Genomic DNA, 12,931 nt, shown 5'->3' with positions numbered 1-12,931 from the left:
GCGGATCAATCACAGCTACAGGCGGATAAAATTCGTACCGATTCCGCAAATCCTCCGCCCTTGACGCTGATGGCGTTTCAAGAGTCCGCCGATGGTTTGACAAAGCCACTGGATCACCTGTTGGTCGGGGGCGAAACCACGATTTTTAAAATGGCCTCGGTGAAGCCCGTGGTGGTGGCTTTGGCGGTTTCCGAGGATCAGCAGGCACCTACAGTGGTATTTAAAGATGCGCGGATACCGCCAGGCCCGGAGCGGCTGGTGGCAAAATTTGCGGGGCCGTTTCAATATACCGCTACTCCAGAACCCCACGATGTTCGCGTCTGTTTGCTGGCGGGGGCAGATCAGCAGGAATTGGATAACCAGGTCGCGCACCTGGCGGAAATATGGGCGACGTTGCCGGCCCACCGCTGTGTACAGTTGCGCAGAAAATAATGCCCGGTTGGGCAACGAATTAATGGCAGTATTTACGACGCACTCATGACCACAGCGCAACAGGTGTTACGACAGGTGTTCGGCTATGATCACTTTCGCTTGGTGCAAGCGGCGGTGGTCGAGCATGTGATCGAAGGGAAGGACGCCCTGGTGCTCATGCCTACGGGTGGCGGCAAATCACTTTGCTATCAGATCCCGGCCTTGGTGCGCAGCGGGATTGGTGTGGTGATTTCGCCATTGATCGCGCTGATGCAGGATCAGGTGTCGGCGATGAGCCAGTTGGGGGTGCGGGCTGCGTTTCTCAATTCGACGCTGTCTGCGGACAGTGCCCGCGCGGTAGAAACCGCAGTGCTACACGGCGAACTGGACCTGCTGTACATCGCGCCTGAGCGTCTGATGATGCCACGCATGTTGTCGCTTTTGTCCCAGACGCATATCGCGCTTTTTGCCATTGATGAAGCGCATTGTGTTTCCCAGTGGGGACATGATTTCCGGCCTGAATATATTCAGCTATCGGTACTGCACGAACGTTTTCCCCAGGTGCCGCGTATTGCCTTGACGGCGACGGCGGATGCCGCCACCCAAGCAGAAATTGTTCAGCGATTGTCTCTGGAACATGCCCAGGTTTTCATCACCGGATTTGATCGACCGAATATCCGTTATCGCATCGCTGAACAAACCCGCAACACCCGTGAATCACTATTGCGATTTATCCAGAGCGAGCACCCAGGCGATGCAGGTGTGGTCTATTGTCTATCGCGCAAAAAAGTTGATGAAGTGGCTGACTGGTTGCAAACCAAAGGAGTGAAGGCATTGCCGTATCACGCCGGCATGTCGGCGGAGGATCGGGCGCGACACCAGCAGCTTTTTTTACGGGAAGACGGCGTGGTGATGGTGGCCACAATTGCGTTCGGTATGGGGATAGACAAGCCTGATGTTCGTTTCGTCGCCCATCTGAATTTACCCAAAAGCCTGGAAGCCTATTATCAGGAAACAGGCCGGGCAGGGCGGGATGGTTTACCGGCCAATGCCTGGATGGTGTATGGCCTGCAGGACGTGATTATGTTGCGGCAAATGCAGGAATCTTCCACCGCCGCAGAAAGCGTCAAGCGGGTAGAGCGCCACAAGCTGGATGCCATGCTGGGGTTTTGCGAACTCACCACCTGCCGGCGGCAGGCGTTGCTCAGTTATTTTGGCGATCATCTCGACCAGCCCTGCGGCAACTGCGACATTTGTTTGCAGCCACCGCAAACCTGGGACGCGACAGTCAGCGCGCAGAAGGCCATGTCGTGCGTGCATCGGACCGGTCAGCGGTTTGGGGTTAATTATCTGGTGGAAATTTTACTCGGCAAAGACAATCCACGCATTCGCGAATTGGGCCACCATACTCTGTCCACCTACGGCATCGGCAAGGAGCACACTGAGGATGAGTGGCGTCACCTTTTCAGACAACTGATTTCCCGTCAATTTTTGTCAGTGGATTGGCAGGGGCACGGTGGTTTGCATTTGACCGAGGCTTGCCGGGCGATTTTGCGGGGTGAGCTGCGCATCAAACTGAGAAAATTTGAAAAGCAAAGTTCGCCGCAGAAACGACAACGGCGTGGCTATGACTTTGCCCGTTTTGGCGATCAGCTGTTGTGGGATGCGTTGCGGCGTTGTCGGCAGGTGTTGGCAGAAAAGCATCAGGTGCCGCCGTACATGATTTTCCACGATGCGACTCTGATGGAAATGCTGGAAAATCGACCACAGACCTTGGCGCAAATGGCGAATATTTCCGGTGTGGGGCGCAGAAAACTGGACGAATATGCCGAGGATTTTCTGCAGGTTTTGCGCGAACACCAGACTGTCGAGGCACCTACGGCGCAAGAAAGTGCAGTTGAAAGTTTAAACATGTTCCGCCTGGGAATGGATGTTGACCGCATTGCCGGCATGCGCGGCTTGTCCCCGGCAACGGTGTACGGACATTTGGGCAAAGCGGTTCAGCAGGGGCAGTTGGCCCTGTCCGAAGTGACGGGTCTGGATGATGGCGTGCTGAAGGAAATCAGGCTGGCTCTGGAGCTTGACCAAAGTGGTCGGCTGCAAAATGTTTACAATGACTTAAACGGTGCCTATCCCTATGAAATTTTGCGCTGTGTTAAGGCCAGTCTTATAGATAAAATCTAGTTTGTTTCAACGCACTAGAGAAAAAGAGTGTTTCCCTTTCGGCAAAAAATGTGGTTATATTGTTCGCGACCTTGTTCCGCGAAAGCAAGGCGTCGATTCAACAGTGTTCTAGCGCTAGGGGGGGGAGTAACGGAGTGAATGACTCTGGGGTTACCTTACACGCGGTTGGACACGATAATTAAAGAAATAAGTCAAAAGGGGTAAAAGCATGGCAACTGGTACCGTTAAATGGTTTAACGAGGCCAAAGGTTTCGGGTTCATTTCACCAGCAGACGGCAGCGGCGACGTGTTTGTGCATTTTTCTGCTATCAGCGGTTCTGGTTTCAGAACGCTGGCAGAAGGTCAAAAAGTTAGCTTCGAAGTCGAGCAGGGCGCCAAGGGCCCACAGGCAACCCAGGTAACTGTGGTTAGCTAAACAGCTTGCAGATAAGCCCCACTTCGGTGGGGCTTATTTTATTCCAGCGGATTACTTTTAAATTCCTGCTGGATCTGTTCAACCTCACCGCGATGAGAAATCAACGCCTGTACGCAGTCGTTGTCTAATGTTTGCCCCGCCAGTTTTGCCAGCCACTCAAGTGCTTCGTCGTTGCTCCAGGCTTTTTTGTATGGCCGCTCGCTCGTCAATGCATCGAAAATATCCGCTACGGCAACGATTCTAGCCTCGAAGGGAATGTCATCGCCGGATTTGCCACAGGGATATCCTGTCCCGTTAACGGCCTCATGGTGATACAGCGCGATGTTGCGCAAAATATCGACGTGGCCATGTTGATTCAGACCAAAATTGGTGACTAAATCATCAATGATCTCCTGGCCGCGCGTGGTGTGCGTCCGCATGATTTTCATTTCATCTTCGTCGAGTTTTGCTGGCTTGAGCAGGATGTCATCGGGAATGGCAATTTTGCCAATATCGTGCAGTGGCGCGAACATGAAAATGTGTTGAATGTATTCATCATCCAGGTGATGAGCGCTGGCCAGCGCTCGGGCGATGAGCAAACTGTAGCGTGACATGCGATCCAGGTGGCTGCCGGTTTCAGGATCACGCAAATGGGTAATGTTGCCAGTGGTTTTGACTGCTGCGGTAAGAGTGTTGACCGAGGAAACGTGGTTCACCACCATCATAGCCAGCAGGTGGGCATACAAATCAACTTTTTCCAGAGACAGTGAATCAAACACATCCGCTTGATAAGAATTCATGAACAGGAATCCCTGGAACTCCCCCTGGTTGTACATCGGTAACGTATAACTGGCGGCGTATCCTTGATCGCTGAGTTTTTTGTTGTGTTCCTTGGGGTCAGTATTCAGGTTGCGCATATCGTTAATGACGCGCGGCTGACCAGTTTTGAGAATTTCTTTTAGGGATGGGGCATTGTCCAGCAAGGCCTGATAATTCGAAATGGGATTGTCGCCACCGCTGCTGTGCAAAAAAGTTTTTAGCACACGGGTTTTGGGATCGTACAGCGTGATTGCAATACGTGCGATGAACGGCAGGTCTTGTTGTATACGCTGATGTGCTTTAACTAGCTTGTCTTTCAAGCTGCCTTTTTCGCTAAGAAAGCGGAGACTATCCTGGTGTAACGTTTCACGGTTTTCCATGTTGTTATTCTCGCTTGCAGTTAGCCTGATCAAAAGGCGATCTGATATCACCTGCTGAATTTGTATAAGCAAGTAATTCGCCGTTTATAACGTGTTGCATTCTCCTGTGGTGCTTAAGTTGAATCTATTAATCTTAGCTAAATACTTGGTTTTTAACTTATCAATTAGCTTGGCAAATGGCAAAAAATAGGCATTTTTTTGAAAGATACATTTACAGTGAATCTTTGTAGGCGTATAGTCTGCCGTCACTTTGGGTGATATTTGCTTTAGGGAGACATGCGATGTTTGGTTTTTTGAAAAAACTTTTTGGTGGTGATTCTTCAAGCAACGCTTCCGCTGGTGGAAGTTTGTACGATCGTATCGGTGGCGATGCCGCTGTTAACGCCGCAGTAGACGTGTTCTACCGCAAGGTGTTGGCTGACAAGCGCATCAACAAGTTCTTCGAAGGCGTGGACATGGGCAAGCAGGCTTCCAAGCAGAAAGCCTTCCTGACTATGGCGCTGGGCGGCCCACACAACTACACCGGCAAAGACATGCGCCTGGGCCATGCTCACCTGGTAGAAAAAGGTCTGAACAATTCTCATTTTGACGCGGTTATGGAAAACCTGGGCGCGACCCTGACTGAACTGGGCGTTCCTGGTGATCTGATTGCTCAAGCTGCTGCCATTGCAGAAAGCACGCGCAAAGACGTGCTGGCTGGTTACACTGCCGAAGAAAAAGCCGCAATGAGCAAGGGCAAGTCACTGTACGAGCAAATCGGTGGCGATGCTGCCGTGAACGCTGCTGTAGACGTGTTCTACCGCAAAGTATTGGCTGATGTCCGTATCAATAAATTCTTTGAAGGCGTGGACATGGGCAAGCAGGCTTCCAAACAGAAAGCCTTCCTGACTATGGCGCTGGGCGGCCCACACAACTACACCGGTAAAGACATGCGCCTGGGCCATGCTCACCTGGTAGAAAAAGGTCTGAACAATTCTCATTTTGACGCGGTTATGGAAAACCTGGGTGCGACCCTGACTGAACTGGGCGTTCCTGGCAATCTGATCGCACAAGCCGCTGCCATCGCAGAAAGCACGCGCAAAGACGTGCTGGCTGGCTACACTGCTGAAGAAAAAGCCGCAATGAACAAAGGCAAGTCGCTGTACGAGCAAATCGGTGGCGAAGCTGCCGTGAACGCGGCCGTAGACGTGTTCTACCGCAAAGTACTGGCTGATGCCCGCATCAACAAGTTCTTCGAAGGCGTGGACATGGGCAAGCAGGCTTCCAAACAGAAAGCCTTCCTGACTATGGCGCTGGGCGGACCACACAACTACACCGGTAAAGACATGCGCGCTGGCCATGCTCACCTGGTAGCCAAAGGTCTGAACGACAGCCACTTCGATGCCGTTATCGAGAACCTGGGCGCAACCCTGACTGAACTGGGTGTTCCTAGCAATCTGATTGCTCAAGCCGCTGCGATCGCAGAAAGCACTCGCAACGACGTACTGGGCAAATAAGGTACTTTCATCCCTATTTGGAAGTACTTATTTTTGGAGGACCTTACCCCCTAAGGTCCTCTTTTTTTGCGTTATAAATCAGATGAATTTCTGTCAATGTGCTTGACGCAAGCCAAGCACATCCGCGAAGCAAAAAATTATAAATGTGCGCTGAACCATTCCACCTGTTTTGCGGCGGTTTGTTCAAACAATTTGCCTTTATAAACTTCGTAGTGTGTTGCGCCTTCAAGCTCAAACAACTCTTTGGGTTCGTTGGCAGCCTCGAACAATGAATAAGACTCTGTAACCGGGTTGACGCTGTCATTGGTGGCAGCAACGACCAGCACAGGAACATTTACTTTCGAAATGGAGTTGATAGGTTTGTGTGCCAGGGTTTCTGCGATGGTCAGGAACGGGATTTTAATTTTAAGCGCATCGAATGCTTCAGAGTATTCGTTGTAGAACTCTTTTGACTGCTCATCGGTCAGCACTTTGACGATAGGTACCATCATTTCCTTGCCGGTTTTTTCTTTTTTCTCTTTCATTTTTTCAAGGGTACCGAGGAATTTTTCCTTGTCTTCCTGGCTCATCTCCGAGGTGATAATTTTCTCGCCATCGGCAAAGGTCAATTGCACAGACAGCGCCTTGACGCGATCATCCTCTGATGCCACGACAATGGCGTTCGCACCGCCAAAGGACGTGCCCCACAATGCGATGCGGCTGGCGTCAACTTCAGGGCAACTGGCCAAAAACGAAATGGCCTGTTTGATGTCTTCGATTTGCAGCGCTGGCACCAAGCGCCCAGGCTCACCACCGCTGCCACCAAAGCCACGATAGTCAAAGGTCATGGCCACGTATCCGGCGCTGGCAAAATATTCGGCAAAGGCGGGCAGCAACAGCTCTTTTACCCCGGCAAAACCGTGGCACAGCAAAATGGCAGGGGCGTTTAATGTTGATTCATTGGGGATGTACACGTCCGCGACAATGGTTTGACCGTCAGAAATGAACTCAACCGATTTTTTGTGCATTGTTTATTGTCTCCATACGGTAAATAGTTATGTGCCGGTTATTTTAACGCCTTAATTCTCAAGCGGGCGAAATGTTTCGAACAAATCTGCTGAAGCCCCTGGTTAGTAAAAATAGGATAATCCCACGTAGGGGCCGGATAATTCCGAGACAGGATTGGATACCGAACGATACCCCAGTGATGTGGAAAATCCATTTTTGACGTACATAAAACTGTAATCTATGTCGGAAAGCGCAACCCGGTTAATGCTTGAGTACGATTGCCACAGACTAAACGCAAAATCGTCAGCAAATTGCCAAGTGATAGGGGCGGAAAATGTGGTACCTATATTTTTATGATTGCCTGTCAGTTCACTTCTGCCAAGACCGAAGTTGATTTCAAAATTATTTCCGTACGATAAACGGTAATAAATAATGCCGTAGGATAAGGTCAGCGAGTCAGCAGGGGTATTTTCGACAAATTGAGTTTTTCTGATCTGCGCACTGAATAGCGAATGTCCAACCTCAACAGAAAAATCGCGACCTTCCAGATCAGGGTAAACTGATTGCCATGTGCCGCTGGCGCGAAATGTGGGCAGCAAGGGTGAGCCAGTCTTGCGTGGCGTAATGCCGGGTGTTCGTTGATACCACGATGTTCGGTCCAGTGTGACGCGGGTGCCATGAGAGAAGGTAAAGCCTACTCCACGGGCTACGGCATCAAAAAGTCCACTGAACATATGTCTTGTAAATTCGTCGCCGATGGATGATGAGTCCTCTGAACAATCCATGCCGTTGCATGAGCCGCGACTGCTGGATTTTTTCGGCTCGCTAGATTGCGGCGTGGTCGAGTCACGCTCGAAGTCGTCCAGTGTTCCACTGAAAGCAATGCTTGGCAGGAAAAGGAGTAGCGATGCAAACAATATTTTATTGTTGATGCGTTCCATGCTGGATTCATCCGCCCTAAAAATATCCAACGTTGTTATTCATTTATATCCTAATAGCAAAGTCCGCTTCATGTGTTTGTAATATCGTTTGGGGTGTGTAATGCGCCATACAGATTTTATGATCAAGAAATAAAATATTTTATATTCGACCAAAGCATGCTTTTATGCCTTCTGACTGGCGAGGGACTCTTTGATTCCGACGCGGTATGGCGTTGCACGCAAACCAAAGGCTGACTCGATCTTGCTGCTGTCGAAGCGATAGTCGTATTCAAACTGGTACATCATTTCATCGTTTTCGCGAATGATGGGCATGAAAATACCCATGAGCTTCAATACCCAGCGGGGTACGGCTTGCAACTTGTATGGGCGCTCTGCCAACTCGCAAGCCAAACGTACGAAGTCCGCTCCTTTGATTGGTTCCTTGACTGTGGGCAAATGCCAGGTTTGGCCAAAGGCCTCAGGCGATCTGCCGAGCAAGGCTACGGCATTTCCGGCATCCGGCGTATAGGTGAAGGTATGCAGTGCGTTGGGGTTTCCTATCCATTGCGGCGCCTTTCCAGCTCTGAGCCGTTCGAATACTGTCGCATGGGGAAAACTGTTGACTGCATTTGGTCCATAAAAATCGGCTGAACGGCTGATTAGCGCTTTGAGATTGTCATTGCGTATTTCATCCAGCAGCATGGTGGCAATCCTTGCTCTGACTTCCCCTTTTTTGCTGGTCGGATTGAATGGCGTATTCTCGGTCATTACGCCATCCACATGGCCATAGGCATAGACGTTGTCGAAGAACACGAGACGACTTCCATGGCGTTTGCAGGCATCAATCACATTACGCATTACGATGGGCCATTGTTCCTGCCAGACTGCCGTGTCGTATTTTAAACCCGCGACGAGATAAACCACTTCACTGCCAGCAACTGCCTTTGCCGTTGCCTGAGCATCCAACAAATCGGCCACCACGGTCTCATCTGTCGGATTGACTTTTCTGGGATTGCGACTGGCCTGACGGATGGCAGGCGAGACCGAAACAAGCGCCTTGGACAACCCTTGGCCAATAACACCATTTGCGCCGAGTATCGTGTGCATAGTGTTTTATTTCCTCCTGTTGCTTGTGTGACAACTTACGAATGATACGATGTTATTCCTCTGTGTGAATAAATGGAATGGGCCTGGGGAGACTGTTTAGTCGACAGGCCGGGTACCGACAGTAATCACAACTTTGCCCTTGGCGTGGCCTTGCTGAACGTAGCGAATGGCTTCCGGCACTTCATCAAATTGAAAACGTTTGTCGATGACGACTTTAAGTTTGCCCGACGCAAGCATCTCTCCAAGAAACTGCAAGTTCTGTTGATTTGACTTGGAAAAAACAGCGCTCACTTTGCGCTTGCCAACGATCGAAAGTAGTGGCCCCAGCAGCAGTGCCTGGAATAATTGAGCGGAGTTTCCACCTGTCATCACATACCGACCGTTCGGACACAATATGCGCCGGTAATCAAATATGGAACGAAATCCATTCAGGCCAAAGACAATATCGTAACAATTGCCGTTGCGGGTGAAATCTTCTTTCGTGTAATCAATAACGTGATCCGCACCGAGGGCGCGGGCTTGTTCTAGTTTGCTGGTGCTGCAAACAGCCGTGACTTCGGCAGCGTAATATTTTGCGAGTTGCACAGCGAATGTGCCTACGCCGCCAGAGGCGCCATTGATCAAAACCTTTTGTCCAGCCTGTACGTTGCCGACATCACGCACAGTATGCAAAGCGGTGAGGCCGGCCATGGGAACTGCGGCGGCTTGTTCAAAGGTGAGGTTGGCGGGTTTTAGCACCAGCTCAGTTTCTTTGGCGCATTTGTATTCCGCAAAGCCACCAAACCCGTTCCCGGATGTTTCGCCGAATACCTCGTCCCCGGGTTTAAACTGGCGAACATTTTTGCCAACGGCTTCCACCCGGCCTGAGATGTCAGCACCAGGGATCGAGTCTTTTTTCGGTTTGAATAGTCCAGCGCCCAGACGAACCAAAAACGGATCAGCCTTCATCATCCGCCAATCGGCGGCATTCACCGATACGGCTTCAACCTTTACCAATACCTCGTTGTCCTTTGGCGTTGGTTTGGGTATCTGCGATAGTTTTAGTACCTCAGCTGAACCGTATTGGCTATAGGTGAAAGCCTTCATATCGTTTCCTCGAATATTCCTTTATCCCTGGGTTAATTTTGCATGAAAATGAATGGACCATTTCCCGTAGGGTGCCGCCGTGCGCACCATGGTGACTATAATCTTGTACCTTTTATCCGACAAGCTCAAATCCGGTGTAGGGTGCCATCAGCGAAAGCGCATTGCACCAGCCGGTGTGTTGTCATTCGGCGCAATGCCTTTCAGTTATTGCGCCCTACGGGCCGATTTATCAGCAAGGCTTTGTCGCAAACAAAATAATATTTTTGTTGATATTTTTCATTTAATGAACTTTCATATAGGCTAGCAGCTTGGAGAGACTGATCTGTCTTGCTGTCGCATATAAAACATGCCTTTTTGTTTTTTAGTGACATTTTTGTTGGCGTGTGCTGCCTGCAATTTGTTTTTTGGATGGAATATGGACTTTAATGGAGGAGAATGAAAATGGTAAAGCCAGCTTTGATGCTGATATTGCCTTTTTTGGTTTTATCGGGGTGCGCCACCAAAGTGACCGAATATCAGCAAACAATCAATGGAAGTGCGACAGATTTTTCTAAAATTTCAAGTATGAAAAAAGGAAAGGCTTGCAGTTCTATAATTGGGAACTCAGATTCTTCTCTTTCTGCGGCGGCAAAAAATGGAGGAATTTCTTCCGTAAAGCATGTTGAAAAAGAAATGTTGCCATTGGGGCAGCATTGCACTGTAGCTTACGGCGAATAAGTGGAGAGGGAGGTAAATATGTTTAAAGTCTTTTTTCCGCTGATAGCGGTGGCAGCGTTGTTGTCTGGTTGTTCTATAACATCTTCTAGGACTGTCGTTGAATTCGATGGCTCTAAAACAAATTATTCTGAACTGGATAAGTTGAAAAAGGGCCAAGCTTGTCTTTCGACAGTGCTTATTTTTCCAACAACGTTTGATAAGTCAGTTTCAACTGCAGCCAAAAATGGTGGAATTTCAAAAGTAGCTCATGTCGATCAAGTTTACAATGAGGGCTTTTTGGGGTTGACTCGGGAAAATTGCACTGTTGTGTATGGAAACTAGGAGGGAGGAATGATGAAAACTAGTATCGTTAAAGCGCTTGCATTGCTTCCCTTGCTGACAGTGATGTCTGCTTGTAGTGTGATGGGGACCGATTATCGAATGGTATACGATAATACGGAAGTAAATATTAGTGGACTGAATAAAGGTACTGCCTGTCTAGAAAAGGGCAGTTTCTCTGGTTGGGTTGGTGATGCAACAATTGGTGCTGCTGCTAAGGCTGGTGGCATCAGCTATGTAAAATACGTTGAGCATGTTTCTATTGGTGGAAATACCTCTTGCGTGAATGTCTATGGCAAATGATATTTAGCAGCTAATCTAGCGTGTCTTGCCTTACTGTTGAACAGGCCTTTTATTGCTTGCTGGAGTGGTAAAAGGCCGTTCTTTTTGTGAGCTGTATTTTCGAGCCTATTCGTGCTTCTACTGCGACACACTCTTGGAAAACAACTGGATAACCACCACGCCCGCCAAAATCAGCCCCATGCCGACGATGGCGGCCATGTCCAGACTCTGTTTGTAGACCCAGACGCCGATCAGGCTGATGAAGATGATGCCCAGCCCTGACCAGATGGCGTAGGTGATGCCCATGGGGATGGATTTGAGTACCAGGCTGAGAAAGTAAAAGGCGCTGGCGTAGCCGGCCACCACCAGTACGCTGGGCAGGGGTTGGGTGAAGCCGTTACTGGCTTTGAGGGCGCTGGTGGCGATGACTTCGCTGATGATGGCGATGAGCAGGTAGAGATAGGCCATGAGTTAAACTCCGTAACTGATGGCCTATTGTGCAACGAAAGATTGGGGGCGTCGAGCCGGCTATTTTTTGCTGATTTTCCAGCAGTGATGAATCTTCGGATCGCGCTCAAAATCATCAGGCAGGGTGGCGCGACAGAGATCCTTGATGTCGTATCGCTCTGCCAGTGATGGATCGAGTTTGAAGCTGCGCAAGTTGTTGGAGAAAATCAGCGCGCCGTCGGCACTGAGCAGGGCGCAGGCTTGTTCGACCAGCGCGACGTGATCGCGTTGCACATCGAATGTTGATTCCATGCGTTTGGAGCTGGAAAAACTTGGCGGATCAAGAAAAATCAGATCAAACTGCTGTTTGCGCCAGACGGCGGTTTTTAACCACTCCAGACAATTGGCCTGTTCAAACTGGTGCTGCTTGCCGCCGAAATTGTTCAATTCCATATTGCGTTGTGCCCATTCGAGATAGGTGCGCGACATGTCGACGGTGAGAGTGGATTTGGCACCGCCGGCGGCAGCGTAAACGGTGGCACTGCCGGTGTAGGCGAACAGATTCAAAAAGCGTTTGTCTTTGGCCATGTCGCGAATCATGCCGCGAGTGATGCGGTGATCGAGGAACAAACCGGTGTCGAGGTAATCTTCAAAGTTGACCCAGAAACGGCAGCCGCCTTCGGTCACTTGATGATATACACGATTTTCGGCCAGGCGTTCGTACTGCGCCAAACCTTTTTGCTTGCGGCGAACTTTGAAAAACAGTTGATCATTGGTGATGTGCAGTTCATCCAGCAGCACGCCCAATACTTCACGCAAACGATGACGTGCTTTTTGTTGATCGATGGTTTTCGGTGCTTCGTATTCCTGCACGTGTACCCAGCGCTTTTCACCTTCGTAAACATCGACGGCGACGGCGTATTCGGGCAGGTCAGCGTCGTACAGGCGATAGCAGTGAATGTCTTCGCGCTTTAACCAGCGGGCAAATTTTTTCACATTTTTGTTTATGCGATTAGCAAACATTTGCGCCGCGTCGCTGCGCTCGTCGGCGGGCAGTGGGCGAGGGCGAGCCTGGCCGGAAGTGAAGTTGTCTTCGTCCACATCAAAGCGGAACAGTTTGCATTCCAGCGCGCCGTTGTAAAAATTATGCGAGCGCGCATAGCGCAGCCCCATGGGTTTGATCAATTCGTCGGTGTTGGTGAACACGCCAGCTTTCCAGTGAACAAAGCGGGCTTTGATGGTTTCGCCCAGTTGGCGATACAGCGTGTGCAATTGGGCGCGTTCGCCCAGACGTTCGCCGTAGGGTGGATTGACGATAACCAGACCCGGCTGATCTTTGCTGCTGCCGGGGGCGGCATCGACCACGTCGCATTTTTCAACATG

14 protein-coding genes and 2 pseudogenes are annotated in these 12,931 nt (G+C 50.1%); 9 read left to right on the top strand and 7 right to left on the bottom strand.

Features of this window, described 5'->3' with window-relative positions; translation table 11 throughout:
- The 3 genes from OEW58_13210 to OEW58_13200 all read left to right on the top strand — a co-directional run.
- On the top strand, window positions 1-432 hold a 432-nt coding region (locus tag OEW58_13210), incomplete at its 5' end, for a hypothetical protein (protein MDH5302308.1).
- A gap of 45 nt (window positions 433-477) precedes the next feature.
- On the top strand, window positions 478-2,595 hold the full coding sequence (gene recQ, locus OEW58_13205) for a DNA helicase RecQ (protein MDH5302307.1): 2,118 nt from the start codon (window positions 478-480) through the stop codon (window positions 2,593-2,595).
- Window positions 2,596-2,803: 208 nt separating this feature from the next.
- Window positions 2,804-3,010 (top strand): cold-shock protein, encoded by a 207-nt coding sequence (locus OEW58_13200; GenBank protein ID MDH5302306.1) that lies wholly within the window; start codon window positions 2,804-2,806, stop codon window positions 3,008-3,010.
- Window positions 3,011-3,048: 38 nt separating this feature from the next.
- Here the strand turns inward: OEW58_13200 and OEW58_13195 are convergent, their stop codons facing one another.
- Window positions 3,049-4,188, bottom strand: coding sequence for an HD domain-containing protein (locus OEW58_13195; protein MDH5302305.1), 1,140 nt, complete (start codon window positions 4,186-4,188; stop codon window positions 3,049-3,051).
- Window positions 4,189-4,469: 281 nt separating this feature from the next.
- Here OEW58_13195 and OEW58_13190 point away from each other — a divergent pair.
- The 3 genes and pseudogenes from OEW58_13190 (at window position 4,470) to OEW58_13180 (ending at window position 5,684) form a co-directional block, all read left to right on the top strand.
- Window positions 4,470-4,883: pseudogene (locus OEW58_13190) on the top strand (group 1 truncated hemoglobin).
- 30 nt (window positions 4,884-4,913) lie between these two features.
- Window positions 4,914-5,279 (top strand): annotated as a pseudogene (locus tag OEW58_13185) (group 1 truncated hemoglobin).
- Window positions 5,280-5,309: 30 nt separating this feature from the next.
- Window positions 5,310-5,684, top strand: a complete 375-nt coding sequence (locus tag OEW58_13180) for a group 1 truncated hemoglobin (protein MDH5302304.1) — start codon at window positions 5,310-5,312, stop codon at window positions 5,682-5,684.
- A 137-nt stretch (window positions 5,685-5,821) separates the two neighbouring features.
- On the opposite strand, the gene OEW58_13175 is transcribed toward OEW58_13180, so the two are convergent.
- The 4 genes from OEW58_13175 to OEW58_13160 all read right to left on the bottom strand — a co-directional run bounded on the left by OEW58_13175 (window position 5,822) and on the right by OEW58_13160 (window position 9,784).
- Window positions 5,822-6,691, bottom strand: coding sequence for an alpha/beta fold hydrolase (locus tag OEW58_13175; GenBank protein MDH5302303.1), 870 nt, complete (start codon window positions 6,689-6,691; stop codon window positions 5,822-5,824).
- Between the two features lie 102 nt (window positions 6,692-6,793).
- The gene (locus OEW58_13170; protein ID MDH5302302.1) at window positions 6,794-7,612 is read right to left on the bottom strand and encodes a hypothetical protein; all 819 of its coding nucleotides are present in this window, start codon (window positions 7,610-7,612) and stop codon (window positions 6,794-6,796) included.
- Window positions 7,613-7,774: 162 nt separating this feature from the next.
- A complete protein-coding gene (locus OEW58_13165; protein ID MDH5302301.1) occupies window positions 7,775-8,698 on the bottom strand; it encodes an NAD-dependent epimerase/dehydratase family protein in 924 nt (307 codons plus the stop codon).
- Between the two features lie 96 nt (window positions 8,699-8,794).
- On the bottom strand, window positions 8,795-9,784 hold the full coding sequence (locus OEW58_13160; protein MDH5302300.1) for an NAD(P)-dependent alcohol dehydrogenase: 990 nt from the start codon (window positions 9,782-9,784) through the stop codon (window positions 8,795-8,797).
- A 435-nt stretch (window positions 9,785-10,219) separates the two neighbouring features.
- On the opposite strand from OEW58_13160, the gene OEW58_13155 reads away from it, so the two are divergent.
- The 3 genes from OEW58_13155 to OEW58_13145 are packed head-to-tail and all read left to right on the top strand — an operon-like array spanning window position 10,220 to window position 11,122.
- Window positions 10,220-10,501 carry a hypothetical protein gene (locus OEW58_13155; protein MDH5302299.1) on the top strand — a complete coding sequence of 94 codons (282 nt, stop codon included), beginning with the start codon at window positions 10,220-10,222 and terminating at the stop codon, window positions 10,499-10,501.
- An 18-nt stretch (window positions 10,502-10,519) separates the two neighbouring features.
- A complete protein-coding gene (locus OEW58_13150; GenBank protein ID MDH5302298.1) occupies window positions 10,520-10,822 on the top strand; it encodes a TRL-like family protein in 303 nt (100 codons plus the stop codon).
- 9 nt (window positions 10,823-10,831) lie between these two features.
- Window positions 10,832-11,122 (top strand): TRL-like family protein, encoded by a 291-nt coding sequence (locus OEW58_13145; protein MDH5302297.1) that lies wholly within the window; start codon window positions 10,832-10,834, stop codon window positions 11,120-11,122.
- Window positions 11,123-11,239: 117 nt separating this feature from the next.
- Here the strand turns inward: OEW58_13145 and OEW58_13140 are convergent, their stop codons facing one another.
- The gene (locus OEW58_13140) at window positions 11,240-11,569 is read right to left on the bottom strand and encodes a multidrug efflux SMR transporter (GenBank protein ID MDH5302296.1); all 330 of its coding nucleotides are present in this window, start codon (window positions 11,567-11,569) and stop codon (window positions 11,240-11,242) included.
- 60 nt (window positions 11,570-11,629) lie between these two features.
- The coding region (gene rlmKL / locus OEW58_13135) for a bifunctional 23S rRNA (guanine(2069)-N(7))-methyltransferase RlmK/23S rRNA (guanine(2445)-N(2))-methyltransferase RlmL (GenBank protein MDH5302295.1) at window positions 11,630-12,931 on the bottom strand (1,302 nt) is incomplete at its 5' end.

This window comes from Gammaproteobacteria bacterium (assembly GCA_029884425.1).
GTDB lineage: Bacteria > Pseudomonadota > Gammaproteobacteria > S012-40 > S012-40 > JAOUHV01.
The sequence above is the reverse complement of the archived record's forward strand: the minus strand, read 5'-3'. Positions and strand labels throughout refer to the sequence as shown.

What these genes read in the sequence shown, in the direction of transcription:
- recQ (MDH5302307.1), top strand. Translation starts at nt 478, where the DNA reads ATGACCACAGCGCAACAGGTGTTACGACAGGTGTTCGGCTATGATCAC.
- OEW58_13200 (MDH5302306.1), top strand. Translation starts at nt 2,804, where the DNA reads ATGGCAACTGGTACCGTTAAATGGTTTAACGAGGCCAAAGGTTTCGGG.
- OEW58_13195 (MDH5302305.1), bottom strand. Translation starts at nt 4,188, where the DNA reads ATGGAAAACCGTGAAACGTTACACCAGGATAGTCTCCGCTTTCTTAGC.
- OEW58_13180 (MDH5302304.1), top strand. Translation starts at nt 5,310, where the DNA reads ATGAACAAAGGCAAGTCGCTGTACGAGCAAATCGGTGGCGAAGCTGCC.
- OEW58_13175 (MDH5302303.1), bottom strand. Translation starts at nt 6,691, where the DNA reads ATGCACAAAAAATCGGTTGAGTTCATTTCTGACGGTCAAACCATTGTC.
- OEW58_13170 (MDH5302302.1), bottom strand. Translation starts at nt 7,612, where the DNA reads ATGGAACGCATCAACAATAAAATATTGTTTGCATCGCTACTCCTTTTC.
- OEW58_13165 (MDH5302301.1), bottom strand. Translation starts at nt 8,698, where the DNA reads ATGCACACGATACTCGGCGCAAATGGTGTTATTGGCCAAGGGTTGTCC.
- OEW58_13160 (MDH5302300.1), bottom strand. Translation starts at nt 9,784, where the DNA reads ATGAAGGCTTTCACCTATAGCCAATACGGTTCAGCTGAGGTACTAAAA.
- OEW58_13155 (MDH5302299.1), top strand. Translation starts at nt 10,220, where the DNA reads ATGAAAATGGTAAAGCCAGCTTTGATGCTGATATTGCCTTTTTTGGTT.
- OEW58_13150 (MDH5302298.1), top strand. Translation starts at nt 10,520, where the DNA reads ATGTTTAAAGTCTTTTTTCCGCTGATAGCGGTGGCAGCGTTGTTGTCT.
- OEW58_13145 (MDH5302297.1), top strand. Translation starts at nt 10,832, where the DNA reads ATGATGAAAACTAGTATCGTTAAAGCGCTTGCATTGCTTCCCTTGCTG.
- OEW58_13140 (MDH5302296.1), bottom strand. Translation starts at nt 11,569, where the DNA reads ATGGCCTATCTCTACCTGCTCATCGCCATCATCAGCGAAGTCATCGCC.